General features: G+C 45.8%; 26 protein-coding genes and 1 other RNA gene. 13 read left to right on the top strand and 14 right to left on the bottom strand.

The annotated features are described in order from the left end of the window. On the top strand, window positions 1–372 hold a 372-nt coding region (locus tag RXX31_RS22130; RefSeq protein ID WP_317590111.1), incomplete at its 5' end, for a transketolase-like TK C-terminal-containing protein. A gap of 98 nt (window positions 373–470) precedes the next feature. On the opposite strand, the gene RXX31_RS22125 is transcribed toward RXX31_RS22130, so the two are convergent. Genes RXX31_RS22125 through RXX31_RS22115 form a run of 3 tightly spaced genes read right to left on the bottom strand, consistent with a single transcriptional unit; the run spans window position 471 to window position 3,919 of the window. Next, window positions 471–1,808, bottom strand: coding sequence for a cytochrome c (locus RXX31_RS22125; protein ID WP_317591827.1), 1,338 nt, complete (start codon window positions 1,806–1,808; stop codon window positions 471–473). A 3-nt stretch (window positions 1,809–1,811) separates the two neighbouring features. Further along, complete coding sequence (locus RXX31_RS22120; protein ID WP_317591826.1) at window positions 1,812–3,392, bottom strand: GMC family oxidoreductase; 1,581 nt, start codon at window positions 3,390–3,392, stop codon at window positions 1,812–1,814. Next, complete coding sequence (locus tag RXX31_RS22115; protein WP_317591825.1) at window positions 3,392–3,919, bottom strand: sugar dehydrogenase complex small subunit; 528 nt, start codon at window positions 3,917–3,919, stop codon at window positions 3,392–3,394. Before RXX31_RS22115 ends, RXX31_RS22120 begins: the two co-directional genes overlap by 1 nt. Window positions 3,920–4,672: 753 nt before the next feature. Between RXX31_RS22115 and epd the strand changes: the two genes are divergently transcribed. From epd to fbaA, 3 genes are all read left to right on the top strand, one after another. After that, window positions 4,673–5,713, top strand: a complete 1,041-nt coding sequence (gene epd, locus RXX31_RS22110) for an erythrose-4-phosphate dehydrogenase (RefSeq protein ID WP_317591824.1) — start codon at window positions 4,673–4,675, stop codon at window positions 5,711–5,713. 154 nt (window positions 5,714–5,867) lie between these two features. Then, window positions 5,868–7,028 carry a phosphoglycerate kinase gene (locus tag RXX31_RS22105; protein ID WP_317591823.1) on the top strand — a complete coding sequence of 387 codons (1,161 nt, stop codon included), beginning with the start codon at window positions 5,868–5,870 and terminating at the stop codon, window positions 7,026–7,028. Between the two features lie 155 nt (window positions 7,029–7,183). Continuing rightward, window positions 7,184–8,260: a class II fructose-bisphosphate aldolase gene (gene fbaA, locus RXX31_RS22100; protein WP_317591822.1), complete on the top strand. Its 1,077-nt coding sequence runs from the start codon at window positions 7,184–7,186 to the stop codon at window positions 8,258–8,260. A 10-nt stretch (window positions 8,261–8,270) separates the two neighbouring features. On the opposite strand, the gene RXX31_RS22095 is transcribed toward fbaA, so the two are convergent. Next, window positions 8,271–8,600 carry a hypothetical protein gene (locus tag RXX31_RS22095; protein WP_317591821.1) on the bottom strand — a complete coding sequence of 110 codons (330 nt, stop codon included), beginning with the start codon at window positions 8,598–8,600 and terminating at the stop codon, window positions 8,271–8,273. A gap of 106 nt (window positions 8,601–8,706) precedes the next feature. Between RXX31_RS22095 and mscS the strand changes: the two genes are divergently transcribed. Continuing rightward, complete coding sequence (mscS, locus tag RXX31_RS22090) at window positions 8,707–9,573, top strand: small-conductance mechanosensitive channel MscS (protein WP_317591820.1); 867 nt, start codon at window positions 8,707–8,709, stop codon at window positions 9,571–9,573. A gap of 93 nt (window positions 9,574–9,666) precedes the next feature. On the opposite strand, the gene RXX31_RS22085 is transcribed toward mscS, so the two are convergent. Next, on the bottom strand, window positions 9,667–10,296 hold the full coding sequence (locus RXX31_RS22085) for a LysE/ArgO family amino acid transporter (protein WP_317591819.1): 630 nt from the start codon (window positions 10,294–10,296) through the stop codon (window positions 9,667–9,669). A gap of 132 nt (window positions 10,297–10,428) precedes the next feature. Here RXX31_RS22085 and RXX31_RS22080 point away from each other — a divergent pair, with 132 nt between their 5' ends. Both RXX31_RS22080 and RXX31_RS22075 read left to right on the top strand, forming a co-directional pair. Further along, window positions 10,429–11,325: a LysR family transcriptional regulator ArgP gene (locus RXX31_RS22080; protein WP_317591818.1), complete on the top strand. Its 897-nt coding sequence runs from the start codon at window positions 10,429–10,431 to the stop codon at window positions 11,323–11,325. Window positions 11,326–11,577: 252 nt separating this feature from the next. After that, window positions 11,578–12,270: an oxidative stress defense protein gene (locus tag RXX31_RS22075; RefSeq protein ID WP_317591817.1), complete on the top strand. Its 693-nt coding sequence runs from the start codon at window positions 11,578–11,580 to the stop codon at window positions 12,268–12,270. Between the two features lie 67 nt (window positions 12,271–12,337). On the opposite strand, the gene serA is transcribed toward RXX31_RS22075, so the two are convergent. From serA to RXX31_RS22050, 5 genes are all read right to left on the bottom strand, one after another. After that, a complete protein-coding gene (gene serA, locus RXX31_RS22070; protein WP_317591816.1) occupies window positions 12,338–13,570 on the bottom strand; it encodes a phosphoglycerate dehydrogenase in 1,233 nt (410 codons plus the stop codon). 274 nt (window positions 13,571–13,844) lie between these two features. After that, on the bottom strand, window positions 13,845–14,501 hold the full coding sequence (gene rpiA / locus RXX31_RS22065) for a ribose-5-phosphate isomerase RpiA (protein ID WP_317591815.1): 657 nt from the start codon (window positions 14,499–14,501) through the stop codon (window positions 13,845–13,847). 51 nt (window positions 14,502–14,552) lie between these two features. After that, window positions 14,553–15,152, bottom strand: a complete 600-nt coding sequence (locus RXX31_RS22060) for a 5-formyltetrahydrofolate cyclo-ligase (protein WP_317591814.1) — start codon at window positions 15,150–15,152, stop codon at window positions 14,553–14,555. A 4-nt stretch (window positions 15,153–15,156) separates the two neighbouring features. Then, window positions 15,157–15,341: non-coding RNA, 6S RNA (gene ssrS / locus RXX31_RS22055), on the bottom strand. Between the two features lie 8 nt (window positions 15,342–15,349). Further along, window positions 15,350–15,658 carry a cell division protein ZapA gene (locus RXX31_RS22050; RefSeq protein ID WP_317591813.1) on the bottom strand — a complete coding sequence of 103 codons (309 nt, stop codon included), beginning with the start codon at window positions 15,656–15,658 and terminating at the stop codon, window positions 15,350–15,352. 249 nt (window positions 15,659–15,907) lie between these two features. Here RXX31_RS22050 and RXX31_RS22045 point away from each other — a divergent pair, with 249 nt between their 5' ends. The 3 genes from RXX31_RS22045 to RXX31_RS22035 all read left to right on the top strand — a co-directional run bounded on the left by RXX31_RS22045 (window position 15,908) and on the right by RXX31_RS22035 (window position 18,963). Further along, the gene (locus RXX31_RS22045; protein WP_317591812.1) at window positions 15,908–16,486 is read left to right on the top strand and encodes a YecA family protein; all 579 of its coding nucleotides are present in this window, start codon (window positions 15,908–15,910) and stop codon (window positions 16,484–16,486) included. A gap of 23 nt (window positions 16,487–16,509) precedes the next feature. Beyond that, entirely contained in the window at window positions 16,510–17,688 is a 1,179-nt protein-coding gene (gene ubiH / locus RXX31_RS22040; protein ID WP_317591811.1) for a 2-octaprenyl-6-methoxyphenyl hydroxylase, read from the top strand. Between the two features lie 66 nt (window positions 17,689–17,754). Next, window positions 17,755–18,963, top strand: coding sequence for an FAD-dependent 2-octaprenylphenol hydroxylase (locus RXX31_RS22035; protein ID WP_317591810.1), 1,209 nt, complete (start codon window positions 17,755–17,757; stop codon window positions 18,961–18,963). Window positions 18,964–19,023: 60 nt separating this feature from the next. On the opposite strand, the gene RXX31_RS22030 is transcribed toward RXX31_RS22035, so the two are convergent. From RXX31_RS22030 to ygfZ, 3 genes are all read right to left on the bottom strand, one after another. Next, window positions 19,024–19,230, bottom strand: a complete 207-nt coding sequence (locus RXX31_RS22030) for a DUF1107 domain-containing protein (RefSeq protein WP_317591809.1) — start codon at window positions 19,228–19,230, stop codon at window positions 19,024–19,026. Window positions 19,231–19,863: 633 nt separating this feature from the next. After that, window positions 19,864–20,337: a YbaK/EbsC family protein gene (locus tag RXX31_RS22025; RefSeq protein ID WP_317591829.1), complete on the bottom strand. Its 474-nt coding sequence runs from the start codon at window positions 20,335–20,337 to the stop codon at window positions 19,864–19,866. Then, entirely contained in the window at window positions 20,330–21,298 is a 969-nt protein-coding gene (ygfZ, locus tag RXX31_RS22020; protein ID WP_317591808.1) for a tRNA-modifying protein YgfZ, read from the bottom strand. Before ygfZ ends, RXX31_RS22025 begins: the two co-directional genes overlap by 8 nt. 186 nt (window positions 21,299–21,484) lie before the next feature. Between ygfZ and RXX31_RS22015 the strand changes: the two genes are divergently transcribed. Together RXX31_RS22015 and RXX31_RS22010 are read left to right on the top strand one after the other, a co-directional pair. Beyond that, window positions 21,485–21,745: a succinate dehydrogenase assembly factor 2 gene (locus RXX31_RS22015; protein ID WP_237315353.1), complete on the top strand. Its 261-nt coding sequence runs from the start codon at window positions 21,485–21,487 to the stop codon at window positions 21,743–21,745. Window positions 21,746–21,779: 34 nt separating this feature from the next. Then, window positions 21,780–22,139 (top strand): hypothetical protein, encoded by a 360-nt coding sequence (locus tag RXX31_RS22010; RefSeq protein ID WP_317591807.1) that lies wholly within the window; start codon window positions 21,780–21,782, stop codon window positions 22,137–22,139. A gap of 28 nt (window positions 22,140–22,167) precedes the next feature. Here the strand turns inward: RXX31_RS22010 and nadB are convergent, their stop codons facing one another. Continuing rightward, window positions 22,168–23,790: an L-aspartate oxidase gene (gene nadB, locus RXX31_RS22005; protein ID WP_317591806.1), complete on the bottom strand. Its 1,623-nt coding sequence runs from the start codon at window positions 23,788–23,790 to the stop codon at window positions 22,168–22,170. A gap of 571 nt (window positions 23,791–24,361) precedes the next feature. Between nadB and rpoE the strand changes: the two genes are divergently transcribed. Next, entirely contained in the window at window positions 24,362–24,940 is a 579-nt protein-coding gene (rpoE, locus tag RXX31_RS22000) for an RNA polymerase sigma factor RpoE (RefSeq protein WP_014233001.1), read from the top strand. The last annotated feature ends 1 nt before the right edge of the window (window position 24,941 follow it).

The following is a 24,941-nucleotide window of genomic DNA, read 5'->3' as shown; positions in this document are numbered from 1 at the left end:
ATCCTGAAAGATTGCGAAGGCAAGCCAGAGCTTATCCTTATCGCAACAGGCTCTGAAGTTGAGCTAGCAGTAGAAGCTGCAGCACAACTAACCGCAGAAGGTAAGCAAGTACGTGTTGTTTCAATGCCATCAACAGATGCATTTGACAAGCAAGACGCGGCTTACCGTGAAGCTGTACTGCCATCAGACGTTACAGCACGTATCGCTATCGAAGCGGGCATCGCAGACTTCTGGTACAAGTACGTGGGCTTCGACGGTCGCATCATCGGCATGACGACCTTCGGCGAATCTGCACCAGCAGGCGAACTGTTCAAGATGTTCGGTTTCACTACTGAAAACGTAGTAAACACAGCAAAAGAACTGCTAGCGTAAGAAAATACGCAACGGAAAGTTCGAGCTAGATGAAAAAGGCCTTGTCATACGACAAGGCCTTTTAGTAAGTGCTAAATAATACTTACTTTACCAAAAGCTTATTCTGCCGTGGCACGCAGCTTGGCGACATCTTGTGGCTGCACTTTAGCATCGCCCTGACCATAAGTATCGGTCAGGAAGTTAACTAGAGTGGCAACCTGATCATCAGACAGATGCTGGCCGAAAGATGGCATAAACACTTCTCCCTCGTTGGTGTGACGCTTCACACCATGCAGCACGACCTGAATCAGGTTACCCGCTTTCTCGCTGCCGACCACGCTGTTGTGGTAAACAGAAGGGTAGTAGCCATCTGGTGAGCCACTGCCATCTGCATCGTGACAGGTGCTGCAGTTAGCCATGTACAGGTATTTGCCCGGCATTTCTTGGCGTGCTGTTTCTATCGGCAGTCCGCGCATTTGTAGATCCTGCGGTGTAGCTTCGCCCTGCGTATAACGTGATGTGTCGCTTTCGGAGACACCCGGAACCGAGCGCAGATAAACGGCAATCGCATTCAGGTCGCTGTCAGTCAGGTGGCGGAAACTGTTTTCCACCGCTTCAGCCATTGGGCCTGCTGCCTGCGCTTTCCCTGCTACAGAGCCAGTTTTCAGGTACTGCACAATTTCTTCATTACTCCAGCTACCCAAACCATTCGCGTCATCATTGCTGATGTTAAACGCGTGCCAGCCAGCCAAATCTGCGCCGGACAAGAAGCCCGGTTGCGACTCATCATTGGCGGTGGTCTGCATTGCTAACCCGCGTGGGGTATGACAAGTTCCACAGTGCGTTGAACCTTGCACCAGGTAGGCACCACGGTTCCACTCCTCACTTTGCTCCTGCTGGGCCTGATACGCGCCTTGCTCATGGAACATCCAGTTCCAGATAGCCAATGGCCAGCGCATGGACATCAGTGCCGGGATATCATTCGGGCGATTGGCTTGTTTGACTGGCTGAACTGAGTTCATGAAGTAGTCATACATGGCTTCAATATCACTATCAGATAGCTTGGTGTACTCGGTATATGGCATAGCCGGGTACAGATGGCTGCCGTCTTTGCGAATGCCCTCGCGAAGGACGCGTTTAAAATCGTCCTTCGAGTAGTTGCCGATCCCAGTCTCTTTATCTGGTGTGATGTTGGTTGAATAGAGTGTGCCGATAGGCAGTGGCATGCCTAAACCACCCGCGAAAGGTTTGTCTTTCTCGGTGGTATGACAGGCGGTACAGTCGGACATTCTGGCGACATACTCCCCGCGGTTCATGCCCTGCGGCACTTGCATGGTCTGTACTTGCTGCTCAGACGCTGGGTTGTGACCGCTTGGTCCCCAAACGCCGCTGACAATCAAGCCAAGGGCGATGGCAGCCAGTGGAATCACTGACAGGATTAACCGTTTCAGTGTCATGGCTTACACCTCCTTGTTCAGCGTGGCAGCTATGCGCAGTGACAGTGCGGCGATGGTCAGAGTACAGTTGACCGTGCCGACTGTTGGCATAGTAGCGGAGCTGGCAATAAACAGGTTGTCATGGTCGTGAGTACGGCAGTCTTTGTCCACGACACTGTCTTTTGGATTGTCACCCATAATTACGGTGCCACAGATGTGCTGATTATTGGAGAAATCGTCGCTGTATTGTATCTCAGTACCACCCATCAACTGAGCGATTTTAGTGTAGGCTTCACGGGTATGCACCGCACTGCGCTTCACGTAATCATCGATCGCGTAATAGAACTCAGGTTTGGCAATGCCCATTGCATCCTTTGAGCTGCTGGCGACAATGCGGTTTTCCGGGTGTGGCAACAGCTCATGGAAGCTATCGAACTGGACATAACGGGCCGCTTTATCGCGGATTTCATTATCCAATACATTGCCAAGCATCAAGCGATCCTGTGCCAGAATTTCTTTCGCCATCTGGTCGGTACGTGACATATTTGACAGGTGGATTTTCTTACCGGCGTATTCGGAGCGGAAATCGCCGTCACGCCAGCCAATGATTGAGGTCATTTCCTGCGCTCCGCGACCGGGCCATAGTTTTTCATCTGCGAAGAAGCGGATGCCAGTGCCAGGGTGGTCCATAAGGTTACGGCCGACCATGTCTGAGCTGTTACCCACATCGGACATAAGCATCAGTTTCGGTGTCTCTATACCGTTAGCGGCCAGAACAAAGTATTTACCCTCTACTTTTACTGATTCACCTTCCGGGGTTTTGTAGTGCACAGCGACGATTCGGTTATCGGCACCTTTCTCTATCTTGTACACAACGGCCTTATCGATCAACTTGGCCCCTGCAGCTTCCGCTTTTTCGACGTGGGTGATGCCATTGTACATCGCACCAATCGGACAGATCGGCATACAGTTGTTGTTACCGCAGCAGGTAGGGCGGTTGTCGTACGGGCGGCTGTTACGGGCGACCGGCTCCGTGACGACATAAAAGCCGTTGTCATTGAGGCGATCTTTGATGACCTTCTCGTTGTAAGAAATCGGCAGCGGTGCCATCGGGTAAGGTTTGGAGCGCGGAGAACCCAGCTCTTCATCACTTGGCCCCCAAACTCCTAGTTCCTCTTCGGCGCGCTGATACCAAAGCTCAAGATCGCTATATTCCAGCGGCCAGTCGCGACCAACACCGTAAATGGATTTGAGTTTAAAATCCGACGGGATATAACGCCAGGCCGAGCCGGCCCAGTGCCATGTGGTACCACCGACGGCGCGAATATACTGCGCGTCATAGGTCTGTTCGCCTTTTTGCACCAAGTAGCCATTATCTGGGTTAAATTCCGGATGTGGTGCGTAGGGAGTCGAAGGATAAGGCGCCATAAAATCCATTTTGTCCGGCTGGTTGCGAAAGCGCTCGACAATTTCGCCACGGGAGTAACGCGGACCAGCTTCCAGAATGATGACAGATTTGCCTGCCAGAGCTAATTGATGCGCGACCAATCCGCCCGCTACGCCTGAGCCTACGACAACGACATCTGCTTGTTGGGTGGTGGTCATTATGCTTTCCTCTCAGTCGGTTTTTCAGCCCAGAAACCAGGCTTGTTGGGACAATATGAACGAATTTCCAGAACATCATCGACGGCTTGAAATTGCAGCGCATGACGGTAGGTAATAACCTGCGCTTCGGTGCCTGAGCCTACGATGCCGGTATACCAGGATGAAATGATGGTTTTGGCTGTTTGCTGTGCCGCAGGTGTCAGCGTGGTCGTCAGTAACTGAGTCTCGATTTGTGCCATCTCTTTAACCAAGGCTCTCAGGTTGTTTTCGAACCTTGGGTTGTGATCCTGCAGTGTTTGGAAAAAACGTTCAGAGAGGATTGGAGAGAGACCTTGGTGTTGAGTCAAACGCTCTGAAACGAGTGTGAAGAGAGTGATGGGGTCGGCAGGTGTTGATTCCTGCGCCATTACGCTCAGGGGAAGTGGAGCAACAAGCGTGAGTATGCCAATTGACGCCATCCCCTTGAGTATATTCCTGCGTGACATCTGTTGAGCGGATGCCTCCAGGTGAGGAGGTTTTTTATTCATAGCTTCCATTGATTCCTAACATTGAAATGTTTTTTAGAATAATTTGATGAAGTGCTGAACTATTTTTGCCGTTGAAACTTTGCATTCCGGTTACTAACGAGGCTACGGTGAGAAATATTTTCCGTAAGCAAGGCATTCGTCTCCGGATAGTTTCAAATGCGGCAACAATGAGTGTAGCAGTGTCTACTTCAGTGCTTACCGATATGCGCTCACAGCACAGGCCTGGCTACCATGTTTAAGAGTGGTAACTGGAATATTATTTGCAGCGAATGCCGATAATGTCGCAGACACATAACGTAGGATTATGGGAGATGTCTTTTTATATTTATTGTAGTAATTAATTGATTAATCACAGTATTTTTAAGTTACGTGCATAGTGTTTGATGCACGGCGAGAGTCTACGCCTGCGGATATATCAATGAAATTAGACCACTTGAAACTCAGACGAAAAGAGAATATTTACGCTAACGGATACCATGACATAAACACTATGTAATATTGCGATCTGCCTTTCGGTAGTACTGTTTGCCTGTGTTCAACATCTGGGGGAGATGTTAGGTACTAACAATTTGACGTGGTTCTTGATGTGTCAGATGACTTACCGTCGAAATGAGCTACGCCCTACAAATCCAGATTCAAGCTGTCATGCTCGGTTTTTATGTTTACGGTGTTGGTAAAGACACATACTTAATGCGTTTTTGTTTGTCATCGGGTACTATCTGTGACACGAATTATTGGTAGGGCGAAGGATAAATGCTAAAGGTTGCGATCAATGGATTTGGGCGTATAGGTCGTAATGTTCTGCGAGCTGTGTATGAAAGCGGCAAACATCAGCAGATCAAGGTAGTAGCAGTGAATGAACTGGCTCAGCCTGAAGCGATGGCGCACTTACTTCAATATGACACCAGTCATGGCCGTTTTGGCAAAAAGATTTCTCACGACCAAGAGCATTTATACGTTCACCACAGTTCATGTCATCAAGACGCCGGTGATTACGATGCTATCCGTATTCTTCACCTCTCAGACATTGAACTTCTTCCTTGGCGCGATCTCGAAGTTGATGTGGTACTCGATTGTACCGGTGTTTATGGTTGCAAATCTGACGGTTTAGCGCATATAGAAGCAGGTGCTAAAAAAGTACTGTTTTCCCATCCTGGCTCTGCCGACATCGATAACACCATTATCTACGGTGTAAACCACGAAACGCTTAAAGACGAACATGTTGTTGTTTCTAACGGATCTTGTACGACAAACTGTATCGTGCCTATCATTAAAGTCTTAGATGAAGCATTCGGAATTGAATCTGGCACCATTACGACAATCCATTCATCCATGAATGATCAACAGGTTATTGATGCATACCATAGCGATTTACGCCGTACACGTGCTGCAAGCCAATCTATTATCCCCGTTGATACCAAGTTGCATAAGGGGATTGAAAGAATCTTCCCGAAATTTTCTAACAAATTTGAAGCAATTTCTGTTCGAGTTCCGACAGTTAACGTCACAGCAATGGATTTAAGTGTCACAATTAGTACAAATGTGAAAGTTAATGACGTAAATCAAACCATTGTTGAGGCATCTCAGTGTACATTACGTGATATTGTTGACTATACTGAATCGCCACTCGTTTCCATCGATTTTAATCACGACCCCCATAGTGCGATTGTGGATGGAACTCAGACCCGAGTGAGTAACGGGCAGCTCGTAAAGATGCTCGTCTGGTGCGATAACGAATGGGGCTTTGCTAATCGGATGCTGGATACCGCGTTAGCAATGCAAGCTGCGAGGTAAGCCGTACAGCAGCGATGGAAAAATATTTATTTTTAACCTTGAAATAAATGTTAAATATCTCCATATTCTATACCCAGTTTGAAGAATTAACAGGCTTGGCAGGGTTGCCGAGTTTTCAAAAACTTTAATTATTAAATATTTGAGAGGACACAACATGTCTGTAATCAAGATGACTGACCTGGATCTTGCAGGTAAACGTGTATTTATCCGTGCTGACCTAAACGTGCCAGTAAAAGACGGAAAAGTTACTTCTGATGCACGTATCATCGCATCTCTTCCAACTATTAAGCACTGCCTAGAAGCTGGCGCTAAAGTAATGGTTACTTCTCACCTAGGTCGCCCAACTGAAGGTGAATACGCTGAAGAGTTCTCTCTACAACCTGTTGTTAACTACCTAAACGACGCACTAGATTGCGAAGTTAAGCTAGCAAAAGACTACCTAGATGGCCTAGAGCTAAACGCTGGTGAACTTGTTGTTCTAGAAAACGTTCGCTTCAACAAAGGCGAAAAGAAAAACGAAGAAGAGCTATCTAAGAAATACGCAGCACTATGTGACGTATTCGTAATGGATGCATTTGGTACGGCTCACCGTGCACAAGCGTCAACTCACGGCGTTGGTATGCACGCTCCAGTAGCATGTGCTGGTCCTCTACTAGCAAACGAACTAGAAGCGCTAGGTAAAGCAATGGACAAGCCTGCTCGTCCAATGGTTGCTATCGTAGGTGGTTCAAAAGTTTCTACTAAACTAACTGTTCTTGAGTCTCTATCTAAAATCGCTGACCAACTAGTTGTTGGTGGTGGTATTGCTAACACATTCATCGCAGCGGCTGGTCACAACGTTGGTAAATCTCTATACGAAGCTGACTTAGTAGACACTGCTAAGAAGCTAATGGAAGAGTGTGCGATTCCAGTAGCAACTGACGTTGCATGTGCAAAAGCGTTTGATGAAAACGCAGAAGCTGAAATCAAAGATGTTTCTGAAGTTCAAGATGACGACATGATCTTCGACCTTGGTCCAGATTCAACTGCGGCACTAGCTGAGATCCTTAAAAACGCAAAAACTATCCTGTGGAACGGCCCTGTAGGCGTATTCGAATTCAAGAACTTCGAAGCGGGTACTAAAGGTATCTCTGAAGCTATCGCAGCTTCTGAAGGTTTCTCTGTTGCAGGTGGTGGTGACACGCTAGCAGCTATCGACAAGTTCGGTATCAAAGCTGACGTTTCTTACATCTCTACTGGCGGTGGCGCTTTCCTTGAGTTTGTAGAAGGTAAAGTTCTTCCAGCAGTAGAAATGCTAGAATCACGCGCTAAGTAATTAAAGCAAAGCGGGGGAGGTTACTCTCCCGCTTTCTTGTTTGCTGCAACGTGTGAGGAACTCTGCTAAAATAGCCTCAGTTGTGAGCAAACGTTTGCAAGATTTTCAACTTAATAAGTTTTGTTTAAAAACGACAGATAAATAGGATTAAATCCATGTCTAAGATCTTCGACTTCGTAAAACCAGGTGTTATCTCTGGCGATGACGTTCAGAAAGTTTTTGAAGTAGCGAAAGAAAACAACTTCGCACTTCCAGCTGTAAACGTTGTAGGTACTGACTCTGTAAACGCAGTACTAGAAGCAGCAGCAAAAGTTAAAGCTCCAGTTGTGGTTCAGTTCTCTAACGGCGGTGCAGCTTTCTTCGCAGGTAAAGGCGTGAAACTTGAAGGTCAAGGTGCTCAAATCCTTGGCGCTGTAGCGGGTGCTAAATACGTTCACGCTGTAGCTGAAGCTTACGGTGTACCAGTAATTCTACACACTGACCACGCTGCTAAGAAACTTCTACCATGGATCGACGGTCTTCTAGATGCTGGTGAAGAGTACTTCGCGCAAACTGGTAAGCCTCTATTCTCTTCTCACATGATCGACCTTTCTGAAGAGTCTCTAGAAGAGAACATCGAAATCTGTGCTAAATACCTAGAGCGTATGGCTAAGATGAACATGACTCTAGAGATCGAACTAGGTTGTACTGGTGGTGAAGAAGACGGCGTAGATAACTCTGACATGGACGCATCTGAGCTTTACACTTCTCCAGAAGACGTTGCTTACGCATACGAGAAACTAAGCGCTGTTAGCCCACGTTTCACTATCGCAGCATCTTTCGGTAACGTACACGGTGTTTACAAGCCAGGTAACGTTGTTCTTACTCCAACTATCCTACGTGACTCTCAAGCACACGTTTCTGAGAAATTCGGTCTTCCAGCGAACTCTCTAAACTTTGTATTCCACGGTGGTTCTGGTTCTTCTCAAGAAGAAATCCAAGAGTCTATCGGTTACGGTGTTATCAAAATGAACATCGATACTGATACACAGTGGGCAACTTGGGATGGTATCCGTCAGTACGAAGCTGAAAACCACGATTACCTACAAGGTCAAATCGGTAACCCAACTGGCGAAGATGCGCCAAACAAGAAGTACTACGATCCACGCGTATGGCTACGTGCTGGTCAAGCTTCTATGGTTGCTCGTCTTGAGAAAGCATTCGCTGACCTTAACGCAGTTGACGTACTATAATTCGATTGAATTAAAGTTGATAAAAGCCCGCTCCTTGAGCGGGTTTTTTTATATCTTCATTTAGGTATTGGTCTAGATTTGTCCCACCTTTTGTAAAATCGAGCTCGTCACTGGATAATATATCTACAGCAAAATTTGCATATGGTTTGTATACAATAGGTTGCTTTTTGTACTGCGTGTTTGGATTATAGGTAATAAAAGTAGCGAAATAGAGTAGCATTGCGTAATCTGTAACAGGCAGATATAGGAAAAGTCTGATAACGTCTTGTTTTGCATCTCTTTGCGAAATTCTGACTTTGCAATGCGTCAAAGTTAATATATCGTGCCAAAATTCTGACATCGTTCAGTTTTACAATAGTGATATTGTTACAGATAAGAGCCTATAAAAAATAAGGTTCATAATTAAGCGGCAATTGGTTTTATATCTTGATTTGAGGATTAGTAATATGGCAGGTGAATCGGTGGGTATCGATACCACATTAACGGATGGGCTGAGTAAAGCTGAACATTGGCTTTCAAGTAACTCAGACCTACTCGTTCAGTATGGTGTAAACATTATTTCAGCACTGATTATTCTATTTATCGGTAACATTATCGTTAAAGCAGTCGCTGGTAGTGTGGCTAAAGTTCTTGAAAAGAAAAACATGGATAAGGCGGTCGTTGAATTCATTCACGGTCTTGTTCGTTACTTGTTATTCGTGATCGTTCTGATTGCAGCTCTTGGTCGTGTTGGAGTTCAAACTGCCTCTGTTGTTGCGGTAATCGGTGCGGCCGGTCTTGCGGTTGGTCTTGCTCTACAAGGGTCACTATCAAACTTTGCGGCAGGTGTGCTTATCGTAGCGTTCCGTCCATTTAAGTCCGGCGATTATGTTGAGATTGGTGGCGTAGCAGGTAGTGTTGAAGCGATTCAAATTTTCCAAACGATTCTAAAAACACCGGATAACAAAATGGTTGTTGTGCCTAACTCTTCAGTTATTGGCGGTGCAATCACTAACTATTCTCGTCACTCGACTCGTCGTGTTGATTTAGTCATTGGTGTTTCTTACAAAGCGGATCTACAACTAACCAAGAAAGTTATCCGTGAAACGCTGGAAAAAGACGCTCGAATTCTTAAAAATCCTGATATTACGATTGGTGTATTAGCTCTGGCTGATTCTTCTGTGAACTTCGTTGTACGTCCTTGGGTTAAGACCGAAGATTACTGGGGTGTTTATTTTGATGCGATGCAAGGCATCAAAGAAGCCCTGGATGCAAATGGCATCGAAATTCCATTCCCACAAATGGATGTTCATCTGAACAAAGTAGAAGCGTAATCAAAACGATTTTCTATCTAGAGAGCGAGGCACATGTGCCTCGCTTTTTTTATGCTTAGATCAAACTATGTTTGTTATAACAGGATGAGAATCTCACCAGTACTTAGCTATCAGCTCATTCGCCAACACATAGGCGATAGCAAACATCATCACTGCCACTGCGATATCGATGCCCTTTTTTACCTTAGGTTGAGACAGTGTTGGCCCCAATTTGGCTGCGCCCAGAGACAAAGTAAAGAACCAGACAAAAGAAGCCATAATGGTTCCGAGAGCAAAGGCGATACGATCATGCCCCTCAAACTGGCCGCCAATAGATCCAAGAATCACGACGGTGTCCAAGTATAGGTGTGGGTTTAATACCGTGACGGCAAGTGCGCCTAAAACGACGGTACGACGTCCACGTGCAATTACTTCCCCTTTCGTTTCTGATTCATTTTTTGATTTGAATGCACTTCTTAGTGACAGATAGCCATAAATACTGAGAAACGCGATCCCGCCGAGTGTCACTACAGTGAGTAGCACTTCATTTTGAGATAAAACTGCACCACCACCAAAAATACCTAATGAAATAAACAGCATATCCAGGATGCTGCAGATGGTGGCCGTAGTGAGATGGTGATTGCGTTTGATACCCTGATTTAAGACATACGCATTTTGGGCTCCAATCGGAATGATCATTGATGCCCCTAATCCAAACCCTTGCAATACAACCCAAAAGCTCACAACTCACCTCTAAAAATAGTCATTAAAATCACGAAGAAGAGCAAGATAAAGACTTTGCGTAAATAAGTATAATTAATGATTTTAATATATTATTAGAAAAACTTATTAAATCCCTATTGAGAAGGAGAGGGTATGCGAGGGCTAGATTACAAGTGGATAGAAGCACTTGATGCAGTTGTTTATCAAGGAAGCTTTGAGCGTGCAGCTGAGAGCCTGTATGTCTCTCAATCCGCGATATCTCAAAGGATAAAACAGTTAGAAAAGTTTCTTGCTCAACCGGTACTGATTCGCGAGCACCCACCTAAGCCGACGCCAATCGGTAAGAAGTTGCTCGGACTGTATCGCCGCATTCGCTTGCTGGAACATGAAATTCTTCCTGAGTTAATCAATGACAGCAGTGCACGTCCTGTTCAGCTTTCATTGGCGACCAATGCGGACAGTTTGGCAACATGGCTACTACCAGCTTTACAGGGCGTAATGAAAACGCGCCAAGTTGAGTTGAAACTTGCCATTTATGGTGAGTCTCGCTCTATTGAGAAGCTAAGAAGTGGTGAAGTCGCTGGAGCCATCAGTCTCGAGTCACAGGCCATCCCGGGCTGTAGAGCGGACTATTTAGGGCGTATCGATTATGTCTGCGTGGCCAACCCTGAATTTTATCAACGCTTCTTTTCTGCGGGGGTAAATAATAAAACGCTCGCCGAAGCTCCGGCGGTTTCTTACGATCAATACGACGAGCTGCACAAGAAGTTTCTGACGGAACACTTTAATGTACGCCCTGACAGTGTCATCCACCATAATATCAGCAGTTCCGAAGCTTTCCTCAAAATGGCTTTAGCTGGCGTGGCTTATTGTTTGATTCCCCGCCTACAGATTACCGACGAACTGGAACAGGGCTCACTGATTGATATCACGCCGGGGTTTTTGATGACCTATCGAATTTACTGGCATCATTGGCAGCTAGAAACGGGTGTTTTGCAAGAAATATCACAGGCAATCGTTGGCTATGCTCAACGTCATTTACCACAGTAGGACGCGACAGCAATGACGCTAGTAAGGGCTTCTTACCTCGAATTGGTTAAAAATCACACCAAAGTTACACAGTCAAAGTTGTGTTAGAAGTGAGCGAGGGTGGTTGGATAATCGTCGAAAATTCCTATGATCAAGCATTATATGCTCAAGCCGTTATGAGTGTTTGAGTATTACCCCTGGTGACTTCGGTAGTGCTTACTGCTGTATGTTCGCTGTTGGGACATGTCTTTTATATATGGATGGATCTATCGAATGAAACTGTATTCGTGTTTGCTGGCTTGTTTGCTCAGCCTTACCAGTGTTTCAGCCCTAGCTACTACACCTGAATTTGCACACGTAACGACAACTGGTTATGGCGAGGTCATTGCGACTCCAGATATGGCGACTTTCTCGGTCAAAGTGGTGGATACTACGATGACTGCCGAGCAAGCGAAGCTGTCGGTGGATACGACTGTCGATGAGTTTTTGCAAAAACTGTCAGATGCAGGATTATCTAAAGACAGTATTACCAGTTCGAATTTGTACCTAGCTCCTCAATACCATTATCCAAAATCGGGTAAGGCTGAACTGGTGGGTTATCGCGCTTCTCGCAGTATTAATGTTACGGTGAAGGATTTAGCCAACCTCAATCAGTACCTTGATATGGCGATACAAGCGGGCATTAATCAGGTTGATAATATTCAGCTGAAAGTGAGTAATCAGGCTGAATATCAGCAGCAAGCACGTTTGGCTGCGATCAAAGATGCCAGAGAAAGCGCGGCCTCTTTAGCTTCCGGCTTTGATAAAACGTTAGGTGAGATCTGGCGAGTAAACTATAACAATACTTACCCAGCGCCAGTTTTAATGCGCTCTATGGCGATGGAAGGTAAGCAGAATAGCAATAGTTATCAGGATTCTACGATGGTAATTCGCGATCAGGTAGAGGTTATCTATAAGCTGAAATAAGGCGAACCCTCTTTTCAGATATAAAAAAGGCAGGGAATTTTCCCTGCCTTTGCTTTTTCTGTTGTTCTTAGTGAAGAATACGAGCGCGGATAGTGCCTTCGATGCTTTTCAGCTTAGTGAGTGCTTCTTCTGAACGTTCAGTCTCTACATCGATAACAACGTAGCCGATCTCTGCAGCGGTTTGTAGGTACTGTGCGGCGATGTTGATGCCTTCCTCAGCAAAAATGGTGTTGATCTGAGTAAGGATACCTGGACGGTTTTTGTGGATGTGTAGTAAGCGAGAACATTCACCACCGTGTTCAGGCAGAGATACTTCAGGGAAGTTTACGCTTGAAAGTGTTGAACCGTTATCTGAGTATTTCGCTAGTTTACCAGCAACTTCCACACCGATGTTTTCTTGCGCTTCTTGGGTAGAACCACCCACGTGCGGTGTCAGGATCACGTTGTCGAACTTCAGCAGTGGAGATTCGAATGGGTCCGCATTTGTTTTTGGTTCTACAGGGAATACGTCGATCGCTGCGCCAGCTAGATGGCCCGCTTCTAACGTGTCGCAAAGTGCAGGAATATCAACAACAGTACCACGAGCGGCGTTGATAAAGATTGAACCTGGCTTCATGCGAGCAAACTCTTCTGCACCCATCATGTTCTTCGTTTCTGGTGTTTCTGGAACATGCAGTGAGATAACATCACACTTATTCAGTAGTTCACTCATGGTGTGAACTTGCGTTGCGTTACCCAGTGACAGCTTGTTTTCGATGTCGTAGTAGTAAACGCGCATACCAAGGTTTTCCGCAATGATGCCCAGCTGCGTACCGATATGGCCGTAACCAATAATACCAAGACGCTTACCACGAGCTTCATAAGAGTCATCTGCGCTCTTCTTCCAGATACCGCGATGAGCAAGTGCGTTCTTTTCTGGAATGCCTCGAAGAAGCAATAAGATCTGACCAAGAACCAGCTCTGCTACGCTTCGCGTGTTTGAGAAAGGTGCGTTAAATACAGGAACGCCGCGTTTTGCTGCTGCGTCTAGATTAACCTGGTTAGTACCGATACAAAAACAGCCAATAGCAACCAGCTTGTTTGCTGCATTGATCACTTCTTCTGATAGGTTCGTGCGGGAGCGAATACCGATGAAGTGAACATCTTTCACTGCTTCGATTAGCTCTTCCTCAGGAAGTGAGCCTTTGTGATATTCAATATTGGTGTAACCAGCTGCTTGAAGAACTTCAACTGAAGAAGGGTGAAGGCCTTCAAGTAAGAGGATCTTAATCTTGTCTTTTTCCAGCGAAATTTTGGCCATTTTTTCTCGTCCTTAAAATGGAAAGGTGGGCTAATATGGCGCACATTGGGCAAAACCATTAAAAAGGGGATAATTAATAGTTTTGTAGGAGGACAAACGTTTTCCTTGTGCGTCTTCTGTTCAATAAAGTAACAAAAAAAAATCGCTTTGGGTAAGAAAATTACGGAATAAGGAATAATTTTCTTTGGATAAAAAACGAAAAACGGTGCTTTGCAGCACCGTATGTAATGAAATAACCGAAAAATGAACCTGATAGGCTAATTAGCTCGGTTTTTTACTCTTCGATTTTTGCACCTTCAGGCGTGCCAGTGATAACCACATCCGCACCACGATGAGCAAACAGACCATTAGTCACAACACCTGCGATGCTGTTGATCTTATCTTCCATTTCTTTCGGGTTAGTGATCTTCATGTTGTGTACGTCCAGAATCACGTTGCCATTATCTGTTAGTACACCTTCGCGGTAAGCTGGATCACCACCAAGTTTTACAAGCTCACGTGCTACGTATGAGCGAGCCATTGGGATAACTTCTACAGGTAATGGGAACTGACCCAGAACATCGACCGCTTTTGTGTCGTCCACAATGCACACGAACTTCTCTGAGATGGCTGCGACGATTTTTTCGCGTGTTAGCGCGGCACCACCACCTTTAATCATGTCACGTGTTGGGTTGATTTCATCCGCGCCATCAACATAAACATCTAGCTTAATTACGTCGTTACACTCAAATACTTCAATACCAAGTTCTTTTAGACGCTCAGTAGAAGCCTCAGAGCTAGAGACTGCACCTTTGATATCGTCTTTGATAGTCCCTAGTGCATCGATGAAGTGATTCACGGTAGAGCCAGTGCCTACACCGACAATGCTGCCTTTTTCAACATATTTTAATGCTGCCCAACCAGCCGCTTTTTTCATTTCATCTTGAGTCATGCCTATCTCCTGAATAGATGTCCGTTAACATTTTCGGCAGATTATAGCGGCTTACTTCTCACTTTCCCATTGCCAGATTCGGCTTGGCGTCACGATCTTGGGCAGTGGAATGTCCCAACTTTCAATTGGCAGACGTTCTACATGCTGGCAGTCGTGGGCGATACCGACAGGCGCAGCACCTTCACCAGTGGCAAACCAATGTGAAAGAGTGCGATCGTAATATCCTCCGCCCATACCTAACCGGTGTCCAATACTGTCGAAACCCACCAAAGGCGTGCAGATAAGATCGAGCTGACGAACAGGCATAAGGTGGCGAATATCGAGCTTTGGCTCAAGAATGCCATATTTGTTGTAGATGAGTTGATCGTCATTCAAATACTGAAGAAACAGCAGCTGCCCTTTTGAAAAAGGGTGAATAACGGGCAGATAGATTGATTTCCCTTGCTGCCACAGCCACTCAATAAGTGGTTTGGTATCCAGTTCACCATCAGCTGAGAGGTAAATTGCAATGTGCTGCGATCGCTGGATTTCAGGGAGTTGAGAAAATTGACTGACTAAGTCAAGAGCCGCTTGAAACTGCGTGTCGCTGCATAGAGCATTGCGTTTTTCACGAATCAGTTTGCGGAACTCGTGTCGAGATAGTTCTGACATAGAGGAATACCCCAGGGTGCCGTTGAGGATTGTGGCCCTTGAACCAGCTGGTTCAAGGCGGATCAGCACTGGTTACCGTAGGCTTCTCGGTACATGCCAAGCTTGCTCAATAGTAACCAAATACTAACCCTTAGGTATTGCTTATCGGCTCAGGGACTTACATCCTGCTGACGCACACCCCAGGGTAAATTTTGTATCTACTGCTGTCCTTGCGTAACTTTACTTAATGCGTTCTCTAAAGACGCAGTGAGCTGTTCCATTCGCTCAGTAATTTCTTGCTGTTGGCCGTTCGATTCGTATGACTTGGTCTGCAACTCATAACAAATGTTTAATGCGGCAAACGTCAGCAGTTGAATTTCATTGGTTACCTTAGTACGTTCGCTCATCTCTTTCAATCGTCGATCGAGATCTTTTGCTGCTGCAACGAGAGATTCCTCTTGCCCCGCAGGACAATTTACTCGAGTTACTTTGCCTAATATTGAAACGTCGATCGCTTGATTGCTCATGATGAATAAACTCTATATTCGCGCTATCTAAGGTATTTGCTCTGTACAACTACCGAGGAGGAAACTATAGAAAAACCGCTATTAAGATTCAAGCATTTCCCATCACAGAAAGAGAAATGATGGCATGATCACACAGGAATTCGGCAAATTGAGCAAATGCTGTTCAAAATGAATTTGATAGTCGTTTCGAAGGAGTAGGCTTGATGGTAGGATATGTCGATACATTATTACGCAAGAATGAGCCAAGTTATGAGTGAAATCACCCTTCCTGAATATCAATCTATTGCTGCTGAATTACAATCTGCGAGTTTGGCGGTGACGCCTGCTGAATTGCACGGTTTGCTTGTCGGCATGCTAAGTGGTGGATTGGCGATTAACGATCAAACCTGGCAACCCATTCTATTTGATTACACCAATGATGGTATGGGCTGGCCTGCAACCTCGTTAGCGTACGCACAAAGTGTGTTCAAAGTTTCTGTCGGTGAACTGACCGGATCTTCAATGGAGTTGTCGTTACTATTGCCAGACGAACCTGGTGAAGAAGGCTTGTTTGCATTAGCAGATAGCTTGTCGGACTTCGTCAATCACTTTATCTCTGGCCTTGGCTTAGCTGGCATTGTTATGAGCAAAGCGTCTGATGATGTGAAAGAAGCATTAGCTGACTTAGAAGAGATAGCCAAGCTTGGTATTGATGAAGACGACGATCTTGGTGAGCAAGCGCAATTACTTGAGCAAGTGATCGAACATGTTAAAGCGTGTGTGCTTACTATCCATGCCGAGTTTGGTGCGCGCCCAGAAAGCAGCGACAATAAACCTACGATCCATTAATCACAGATTGTTCAGAGGTAAGCATGAGGCAATATGATGTAGTCATTGCTGGTGGTGCTATGGCTGGGGCGACGTTAGCTCTGGCAATTGAACACTTATCCCAAGCGGCTTTACGCATTGCTGTCGTCGAGCCTTTTAAGGCCCAGTCGGATGTTCACCCGGGCTTTGATTCTCGTTCGATAGCGTTATCTTATGGTACGGTAAACCTGCTGCGTCATTTGCAACTGTGGTCTGTCATTGAGCCGTTTGCTACCCCAATTGAGCATATTCATGTTTCTGATCGTTCTCATGCAGGAATGACAGAAATTACCAAGCAAGAGGTCGGGGTAGAGGCGTTGGGGTACGTTGTTGAGCTGTCTGATGTGGGACGCGTATATCAAGAGCTACTTACCAGGAGTATCTCAATAGACTTCTTCTGCCCAGACTCCGTTAGCTATATCGAGCGAGAGCAAGATCATACTGTTGTAGAGCTCAGCAGTGGCGAAAAGCTTGAAGCGAAGCTGTTAGTGGCGGCGGATGGCGCGGTTTCACAGTGCTGCCAGCAAGTCGGACTAGAGTTATCTGAACACGATTTTGAGCAAGTGGCTGTCATCGCCAACATCCAGGCTCAGGAGCAGCATCAAGGGCGTGCATTTGAACGTTTTACCGAGAATGGACCTGTTGCGCTTCTACCTATGAGTGACAATCGCATGTCGCTTGTATGGTGCTTGCACCCGGATGAAGCGGAGACGGTATTGGCGCTCTCTGACCGTGATTTTCTGGCGCGACTACAACACGATTTTGGCTGGCGCTTGGGGACTTTGAATAAAGTTGGTCTGCGCGCGAGCTATCCGCTATTACTCCGACATCGAAAGCAGAATATTTCACATCGGTTTGCGATTGTAGGTAATGCCGCTCAGACGTTGCACCCGATTGCTGGACAAGGTTTCAACCTTGGGATTCGTGATGTGGTGACTTTGGCTGAAGAGGTGGTGAAGCAAAGCGATGATGTCGGGCGTTATCAGGGCTTAATGCGTTTTAGTCAGCGCCGTGAAGCCGATCGGAGCGAAACCATTTGGTTAACGAGCTCGCTCGTACATATTTTTTCAAACGATTTACCCGCGATGCGAATTGGGCGTAATGCCGCTTTAGCAGCGATGGATAACCTTTCTATTTTTAAGCAGCCTCTCCTGCGCCATACTCTTGGCTTAGTAAAAAGATAAACGGTTGCAAAGAATTAGATAACCATTAGTTATTAGGTACAATCAGTTATTAGGTAAGTAAAAGCAATGATGCAAAGTGTAGATATCGCCATCATCGGCGGAGGGATGGTTGGGTTGGCGCTTGCCGCCGCATTCAAAGATAGTGACCTGCGTGTCGCTGTCATAGAAGGCAGCGTTCCTGATGATAAACTGAATGAACTACCCGATGTACGCGTGTCTGCATTGAGTCGCTCGAGTGAAACCATATTGCGCAAGCTAGGGGCTTGGCAAGGCATTGAACAGCGCAGAGCATCTCCATACTATGGCATGGAGGTTTGGGAGCAAGACAGCTTTGGCAAAATAGAGTTTGATGCACAAAGCATGGCCCAGCCTGACTTGGGGCATATTGTTGAAAACAGAGTGATTCAGCTGGCGTTGCTGGAGCAAGTGCAGAAACAAGACAACGTGACGCTGTTTATGCCGGCACGTTGCGCAACCTTAGCGGTTGGTGAGCAGGAAAGCTGGCTAACGTTAGATAATGGACAAGCAATGACCGCGAAATTAGTGGTTGGCGCGGATGGTGCAAACTCTTGGTTACGTAAACAGATGGATATTCCGCTTACTCATTGGGATTACGGCCATAGTGCGTTAGTCGCGAACGTTCAGACTGCCGAGCCTCACAACCATATCGCGCGTCAAATTTTCACGCCACATGGCCCGCTGGCACTGTTGCCGATGTCTCAACCAAATATGTGCTCTATTGTTTGGTCGACTGAACCAGACAGAGCAGAGCAACTACTGGCGATGGATGAGCATGATTTCAACAAAGCGTTAACCAGCGAGTTCGACGCACGCCTTGGCTTGTGTAAAGTGATTGGTGCACGCGCCGCATTTCCGCTAAAAATGCGTTATGCACGTGACTTCGTCGTTGAGCGTGTGGCGTTAGTCGGTGATGCAGCCCATACCATCCATCCACTAGCGGGGCAGGGGGTGAACCTGGGGCTTCTGGATGCGGCAAGTTTAGCTCAGGAAGTCTTAGCGTTGTGGAAGCAAGGCCAGGACATTGGCAGTAAACGTAACCTACGCAGTTATGAGCGCTGGCGTAAAGCGGAAGCCGCTAAGATGATTGCTGCGATGCAAGGTTTCCGTGATTTATTTTCTGGTGATAACCCGGCTAAGAAGTTGGTGCGAGGTATTGGTTTAAGTCTGGCTGGGCAGTTGCCTGGTGCGAAAGATGAGATCATGAAACGAGCACTGGGCTTAAAAGGGGAGTTACCAGAGTTGGCTCGTCAGTAGTCGCTTATTCCAACAACAAAAAAGGCTGAATTATTCAGCCTTTATATCAATGATTTTTAGCTAAGCATATGCGCATCGGAGTTTCATGATTTCTTGGTTGATCTCTTTTACGGCTCTGAAATGACGTTTCTCCGCTTTTTCTGGCAGTATCAGTTTACCGTTATCAAACTCGAATTTACCGACCCCGTAAATATAAATTCTTCCTTTAAAAAGACGACTTATATGTTTAGCAATCATACCTGGTGTATAGCGCTTAAACAGTCTCATATTTACTTTCCTTTTCTCTTACCTAGCTCAGGTTATTCTACGTTTTTAACGCGAAATTATTGTGATAGCCGTACTACTAAGTGCAGGTGAGATGTAACAACTTAGAGATTTGTGCTGTCTTTGGCAAATCGACGGCTTTATGTCTCAAATTACGTGAGGGTAACCTCAAAAATCACCTAATAAGGAACGTTATTCGTTCTGAATTCTTTTATACGTGGTGCATTAAGCAATAGTTTTGTTACAGAATTAAGAATAGAAGGAAATGGAATGTTTGCTAAATGTTTATTTTCCAACGCTCATTCCGTTTTTTGTTATTACTTAATCTTTAGAGTAAGAAGCCGGATAAAAAGTTCAGACAAAAAAAAGCCCGCTACAGCGGGCGAATAGTCACAGATGCATTACACAAAAGTGGATTGCTGACTTAACAAAGACTGTTATCGAAATCAGCGGATTCACTTTATGTCGGCTGAGTCCTGTTGAAAACTCAACCAACACAGGCATCATATACGAGTTTTTCTTTAGTGACTATTTATGTTTTAAAAATGATTAAAAATTCCCTGTTAATTTGCACGTGATGTGATCTTTATCACAGTTTTTGCTTTGCTATGTAATCGATTACGTTTGTTGTCTAAACTAGCGACAAATATCAGCCACGACGGGCTGACACAGATCGACGAGATCTTCTATTGATAAAGCAATACCCGCCATTCGATCACCGCTACTGATGGTCACTTCCCTTTCCTTTAAAAGGCTGGAGTCGAATACAACTGGCATATGACGCTTCAATAGCAACGGTGTCACCGTGCCAATTTTATATCCGGTAATATTTTCGACATCCGCTTGATCGACACAAGTCATACGTCGGCATTGCAAAAGCAAGCGGACCTTTTTGGGATCAATACTACGGTCTCCGGGCGCACAGGCGAGTGCATAAAGATTCCCCATGTCTCTCAGTAAGATAGCTTTGACCATTTGAGAAGGGCGGATGCCACGCTGCTGCGCGGCATCCTCTATCGTGGTGGAAGGCCTTTGATGTGGAAGCAGACGAAACGGGATGTTTTGCTCTGCCAGAAACTGCATTAAAGGCGTTTCAATGACTTTACTCATCATCAAGGCTGTAAGGCAGTTCGGCGATTGCCCATTCACACTCCGGCTGCGAAACCAGACGCAGACGTGTGTCGTCGTCCAAGTTATTTGGTAGTACGATCAAACCGATCGCCTGGTTATCTGAAAATTGGTAGTGAGTCAGTAGGGAACCTACAGAACGCCAGTTCTCTCCTACGCTACGTTCTAGAGCAATGGGTTCATCAGTTAAGTTAGTTGATGTGGCGCCTTGCACGATGTACATCGCGCGCTTATTGGTTCCACGGTATTTAGCGCGAGCAACGGTTTCTTGCCCAGTGTAACAACCCTTCGTGAAGCTGATTCCACCAAGAGCCTGTAAGTTGAGTGCTTGTGGAATGTGCTCGTTTTGCGCGGCTGCGGGTACAATTGGCTGTGCGTCTTCAATATCAAAACGGTTCCAAAGTTCTTGCGTCGTCAGCGTCGCGTCGCTGCTTTCAATCACTGATTGAGCGGCCTGGCTGGTTAATACCAATAACCAACGGTTATCCGATACTTTGACGGCTGTGCCACCGTTAATCGCACGTACATCGCCGTTTTCTTCGCTTAAATTAGCAATAAACGCGTCGGCTTTAGTGCCTGCTACACCCAGAATAATGTCGCTGGATTCTTCGATCGCCACTTTGGAAAATACCGCGTATTTTTTGATTTCTTTTAGCTCAACGTCAATGGCTGACTTCGGCTGGATCATGCCGTAACCATCCTGGTGATGGAATAAACGGAACACACTCCATACTTTGCCTTTAGCATCACAATGCGCGCCAAGTGTTGATTGGCCTTTCTCAAGAGAGACGACATCGCAGGTGACCTGACCTTGTAAGTATGACTTTTTGTCATCACCTACCACGGTGATCATACCTACGTTTTCTAACAGTGAGATAGATAGCTCAGGTAAAGCATCTTGAGTTGAGAGAGGTAGTGCTGAGAAGCGAGTTTGCCATTCCATGATTACAATGCCTTTTGAAGATGTTTTTCAGCTATGGTAATTCGAGAATAAGCATTTGTCAGCTTTGATTATACTCAAGCGACCTGACCGGGTTTGGTTCGCGTATTGTGACCGGTACACTAGTTGCGTAGCATATCCCTTGTTACACTCCGCACTGATAACAAGACATCTATGAAGGAATAATGAATGTACACTCCGGAAGAAAAGGCGCGTATTAAATGGGCTTGCCGTAGAGGTATGCTTGAACTTGATGTGGTGATTATGCCGTTCTTTGAAGAGTGCTTTGATGCGCTGAGCGAACAGGAACAGCAACATTTTGTTTCTTTGCTTGAGTGTGACGATCCTGATCTGTTCACTTGGATTATGGGACATGGCCGTAGTGAAAATCTAAGTCATGCATCAATGGTTGATAAAATTGTCGCCCACAACCTCAGCAAAGTTCGTTAATTTCACCCTTGCCCCCTCAATTACTGCCCGAGTCATGAGTTTTTCTCTTATTTTCTCAATGACTTGGGCGGTCATCCTATCTGATACGCCAATTGTATTATCTATTTATCTGTTATTAATGATTCTTAAGCTGCACTCTGACCAGCTTTTAGTAGCACCTGCTAGTTTAGGCCTCTGGTCTGTTCATTGTGATGGCACAGTGAGAAGCGAATCTAATCAGGCTCAGATAAAGCGGGTTGATTTGTCGACTCTGCCGTTTAAGACTGCTATTACACTGGAGTCTGGTGATTGTGTGACGGTATGGCGAGATAGCTGTGAAGATAAACAATATCGCCAGTTAAGTCTGGTACTGCGTCAATGGGAAATGAAACAGGGAGCCGATGCCCCCTGTTGATGTGTTGCATTAATCATTTTATCGACGATTAATTTTCAGATAGCTGCTTAGCTGGGGTTAGGATCGTCGGCCCACTGTTTTCCAATTGATTTGGGTAATCGAGTGTATAGTGCAGTCCACGGCTCTCTTTACGCTGCATCGCACAGCGCACCATCAGTTCTGCAACTTGAAGTAGGTTGCGCAGCTCAAGCAAGTTATTCGATACACGGAAATTACTGTAGTATTCATGCGTCTCTTGTTGCAGCATTTGAATGCGTCGTAGTGCTCGTTCCAATCGCTTATCTGTGCGCACGATGCCCATATAGTCCCACATAAACAGGCGTAATTCATGCCAGTTATGCTGGATGATAACCTCTTCATCGCTGTTGGTAACCTGGCTTTCATCCCAGCAAGGCAATTGAGGGGCCAGCTCGACTTCAGAGCGGTGCTTAAGAATATCTTTAGCCGCTGACCATGCGTAAACGACGCACTCTAACAGTGAATTAGATGCCATGCGGTTTGCACCGTGAAGGCCGGTGTAGCTTACCTCACCAATCGCATACAAGTTTTTCAGATCGGTACTGCCGTTTCTGTCGACAATGACGCCACCACAGGTGTAGTGAGCGGCAGGAACAATCGGAATCGGCTCTTTGGTCATATCAATGCCCAGATCCATCAATCGAGCATAGATGGTCGGGAAGTGCTTAGTAATAAAGTCCGCTGGCTTATGGCTAATATCCAGATACATGCAATCTGCACCCAAACGCTTCATTTCAAAGTCGATTGCACGCGCAACAACATCACGCGGGGCTAACTCTTTACGTTCGTCAAAGTCTGACATAAAACGAGAGCCATCAGGACGACGCAAGTATGCACCTTCGCCACGCAGCGCTTCAGTAAGCAGGAAGTTACGTGCTTCAGGGTGGTACAAACAGGTCGGGTGGAATTGGTTGAACTCCAGGTTTGCCACGCGACAACCTGCACGCCAAGCAATCGCAATACCATCACCAGATGAAACGTCAGGGTTGGATGTGTATTGGTAAACTTTCGAAGAACCACCCGTTGCCAGAACGACAAACTTTGCCCGAACGGTTTCTACATGCTCTTCGTTACGGTTCCAAATATAGGCACCAATGACTTTATTTTTGTCACCACCAATTTTATCTTCAGTGATCAGATCAAGCGCATTGTGCCGTTCAAGAACATGAATGTTTGGATGATTGTGTGCGTTATCTTGTAAAGAAGTCTGCATTGCCATACCTGTGGCATCCGCAGCGTGCAGAATACGGCGACAGCTGTGTCCACCTTCTCGGGTCAGGTGGTAGCGGGGTTCTTCGTCTGAATCGTCCTCTTCGCGATCGAATGGGACGCCACCATCTATAAGCCACTGTACGCACTCTTTCGAGTGTTCAGCAATGAAACGCACGGTTTCTTCATCACAGATACCATCGCCTGCAATTTGGGTATCTTCAACATGTGACTCAATCGTATCTGACTCATCAAACACTGCAGCGATACCACCCTGAGCATAATAGGTAGCGCCTTCGCTACGTGGCCCTTTACTAAGCACCATTACTTTACAGTGGTTTGCAACACGTAAAGCCAACGACAAACCTGCGGCTCCACTCCCTACCACTAACACATCACATTCATGTTCACGATTTGTGTTCATATAACTTTCATAATCCCAAGCTAAGACAACAACGTTATCTTGTGTATTATTTGCACACCATGTGCACTTCCATTAGCGTGACATCCGTCACTAAGGGCTAAGTTGGGAGATTCATCTAAATTACAGTTACTCTGGTGACTAGAGCCACTCTTCTTTTTTAGTATGTATAGGCCCTAGACCCCAAATCACATACGAATATTTTCGAGCTTAATTAAAAAAGTTATTCAGACAGCCAACAGCCATGTAAATGATAAGCAATAGTTTATCAATATCATTGCTTTTCCATGCTCTACCCAGCACAATTTAGACAGAGGGCGATTATTATACCCATTTCCCCTTAATTTGCTCGCCTGACAAACTTAGATTTAAGCTTAAGCAGGCTAGGGATTTGGCGCATGACATCACACTGTGAAAAAACAATGATAAAAATTGGGGAAGTCGTGGAACTTTCTCATTCATATTGCAGTCACAATAGTGCTCAAGTAAGCAGTGGTGTCAATACTACGTTTTGCAAAGATAGTACCCATATCTGAGAAGAGTAGGGGCATAACAAATAGGAGTATCCGCTCGAATGAACGAGCAGCTGACCGATCAAGTATTGATTGAGCGAGTTCAGAATGGCGATAAGCAAGCATTCAACCTGCTGGTAACGAAGTATCAGAACAAGGTATGTAATCTTATTTCCAGATACGTAAGTAATCCTGGCGATGTTCCAGATGTAGCACAAGAAGCGTTTATCAAGGCTTACCGAGCTATCCCCAGCTTTCGAGGGGAAAGTGCGTTTTATACGTGGCTGTATCGCATTGCAGTGAATACTGCGAAAAATCACATTGTGGCTCAAGGGCGAAGACCCCCAGCGACAGATGTCGATGCTGAAGATGCTGAATTTTACGAAACAGGTAGTGCACTTAAAGAAATTTCGAACCCTGAGAACTTAACGTTGTCCAAAGAATTGCAACGGGTAGTGTTCAGTGCAATCGAAGCTTTACCTGAAGATTTAAAAACGGCAATGACGTTGCGAGAGCTTGATGGCTTGAGCTATGAGGAAATTGCTGAAGTAATGGATTGCCCGGTAGGAACGGTACGCTCACGTATCTTCCGTGCTCGTGAAGCGGTGGAAAAGAAAATCAAACCTCTTTTACAGCGCTAGT

This window comes from Vibrio sp. EA2, assembly GCF_033042495.1.
Lineage (GTDB): Bacteria > Pseudomonadota > Gammaproteobacteria > Enterobacterales > Vibrionaceae > Vibrio.
This window is presented reverse-complemented; position numbering and strand designations above follow the sequence as displayed.

What these genes read in the sequence shown, in the direction of transcription:
- RXX31_RS22015 (WP_237315353.1), top strand. Translation starts at nt 21,485, where the DNA reads ATGTACACTCCGGAAGAAAAGGCGCGTATTAAATGGGCTTGCCGTAGA.
- RXX31_RS22060 (WP_317591814.1), bottom strand. Translation starts at nt 15,152, where the DNA reads ATGTCAGAACTATCTCGACACGAGTTCCGCAAACTGATTCGTGAAAAA.
- RXX31_RS22115 (WP_317591825.1), bottom strand. Translation starts at nt 3,919, where the DNA reads ATGAATAAAAAACCTCCTCACCTGGAGGCATCCGCTCAACAGATGTCA.
- RXX31_RS22095 (WP_317591821.1), bottom strand. Translation starts at nt 8,600, where the DNA reads ATGTCAGAATTTTGGCACGATATATTAACTTTGACGCATTGCAAAGTC.
- epd (WP_317591824.1), top strand. Translation starts at nt 4,673, where the DNA reads ATGCTAAAGGTTGCGATCAATGGATTTGGGCGTATAGGTCGTAATGTT.
- RXX31_RS22080 (WP_317591818.1), top strand. Translation starts at nt 10,429, where the DNA reads ATGCGAGGGCTAGATTACAAGTGGATAGAAGCACTTGATGCAGTTGTT.
- fbaA (WP_317591822.1), top strand. Translation starts at nt 7,184, where the DNA reads ATGTCTAAGATCTTCGACTTCGTAAAACCAGGTGTTATCTCTGGCGAT.
- RXX31_RS22035 (WP_317591810.1), top strand. Translation starts at nt 17,755, where the DNA reads ATGATGCAAAGTGTAGATATCGCCATCATCGGCGGAGGGATGGTTGGG.
- RXX31_RS22125 (WP_317591827.1), bottom strand. Translation starts at nt 1,808, where the DNA reads ATGACACTGAAACGGTTAATCCTGTCAGTGATTCCACTGGCTGCCATC.
- RXX31_RS22025 (WP_317591829.1), bottom strand. Translation starts at nt 20,337, where the DNA reads ATGAGTAAAGTCATTGAAACGCCTTTAATGCAGTTTCTGGCAGAGCAA.
- RXX31_RS22050 (WP_317591813.1), bottom strand. Translation starts at nt 15,658, where the DNA reads ATGAGCAATCAAGCGATCGACGTTTCAATATTAGGCAAAGTAACTCGA.
- ygfZ (WP_317591808.1), bottom strand. Translation starts at nt 21,298, where the DNA reads ATGGAATGGCAAACTCGCTTCTCAGCACTACCTCTCTCAACTCAAGAT.
- RXX31_RS22010 (WP_317591807.1), top strand. Translation starts at nt 21,780, where the DNA reads ATGAGTTTTTCTCTTATTTTCTCAATGACTTGGGCGGTCATCCTATCT.
- RXX31_RS22045 (WP_317591812.1), top strand. Translation starts at nt 15,908, where the DNA reads ATGAGTGAAATCACCCTTCCTGAATATCAATCTATTGCTGCTGAATTA.
- mscS (WP_317591820.1), top strand. Translation starts at nt 8,707, where the DNA reads ATGGCAGGTGAATCGGTGGGTATCGATACCACATTAACGGATGGGCTG.
- RXX31_RS22120 (WP_317591826.1), bottom strand. Translation starts at nt 3,392, where the DNA reads ATGACCACCACCCAACAAGCAGATGTCGTTGTCGTAGGCTCAGGCGTA.
- RXX31_RS22075 (WP_317591817.1), top strand. Translation starts at nt 11,578, where the DNA reads ATGAAACTGTATTCGTGTTTGCTGGCTTGTTTGCTCAGCCTTACCAGT.
- rpoE (WP_014233001.1), top strand. Translation starts at nt 24,362, where the DNA reads ATGAACGAGCAGCTGACCGATCAAGTATTGATTGAGCGAGTTCAGAAT.
- RXX31_RS22105 (WP_317591823.1), top strand. Translation starts at nt 5,868, where the DNA reads ATGTCTGTAATCAAGATGACTGACCTGGATCTTGCAGGTAAACGTGTA.
- serA (WP_317591816.1), bottom strand. Translation starts at nt 13,570, where the DNA reads ATGGCCAAAATTTCGCTGGAAAAAGACAAGATTAAGATCCTCTTACTT.
- nadB (WP_317591806.1), bottom strand. Translation starts at nt 23,790, where the DNA reads ATGAACACAAATCGTGAACATGAATGTGATGTGTTAGTGGTAGGGAGT.
- rpiA (WP_317591815.1), bottom strand. Translation starts at nt 14,501, where the DNA reads ATGACTCAAGATGAAATGAAAAAAGCGGCTGGTTGGGCAGCATTAAAA.
- ubiH (WP_317591811.1), top strand. Translation starts at nt 16,510, where the DNA reads ATGAGGCAATATGATGTAGTCATTGCTGGTGGTGCTATGGCTGGGGCG.
- RXX31_RS22030 (WP_317591809.1), bottom strand. Translation starts at nt 19,230, where the DNA reads ATGAGACTGTTTAAGCGCTATACACCAGGTATGATTGCTAAACATATA.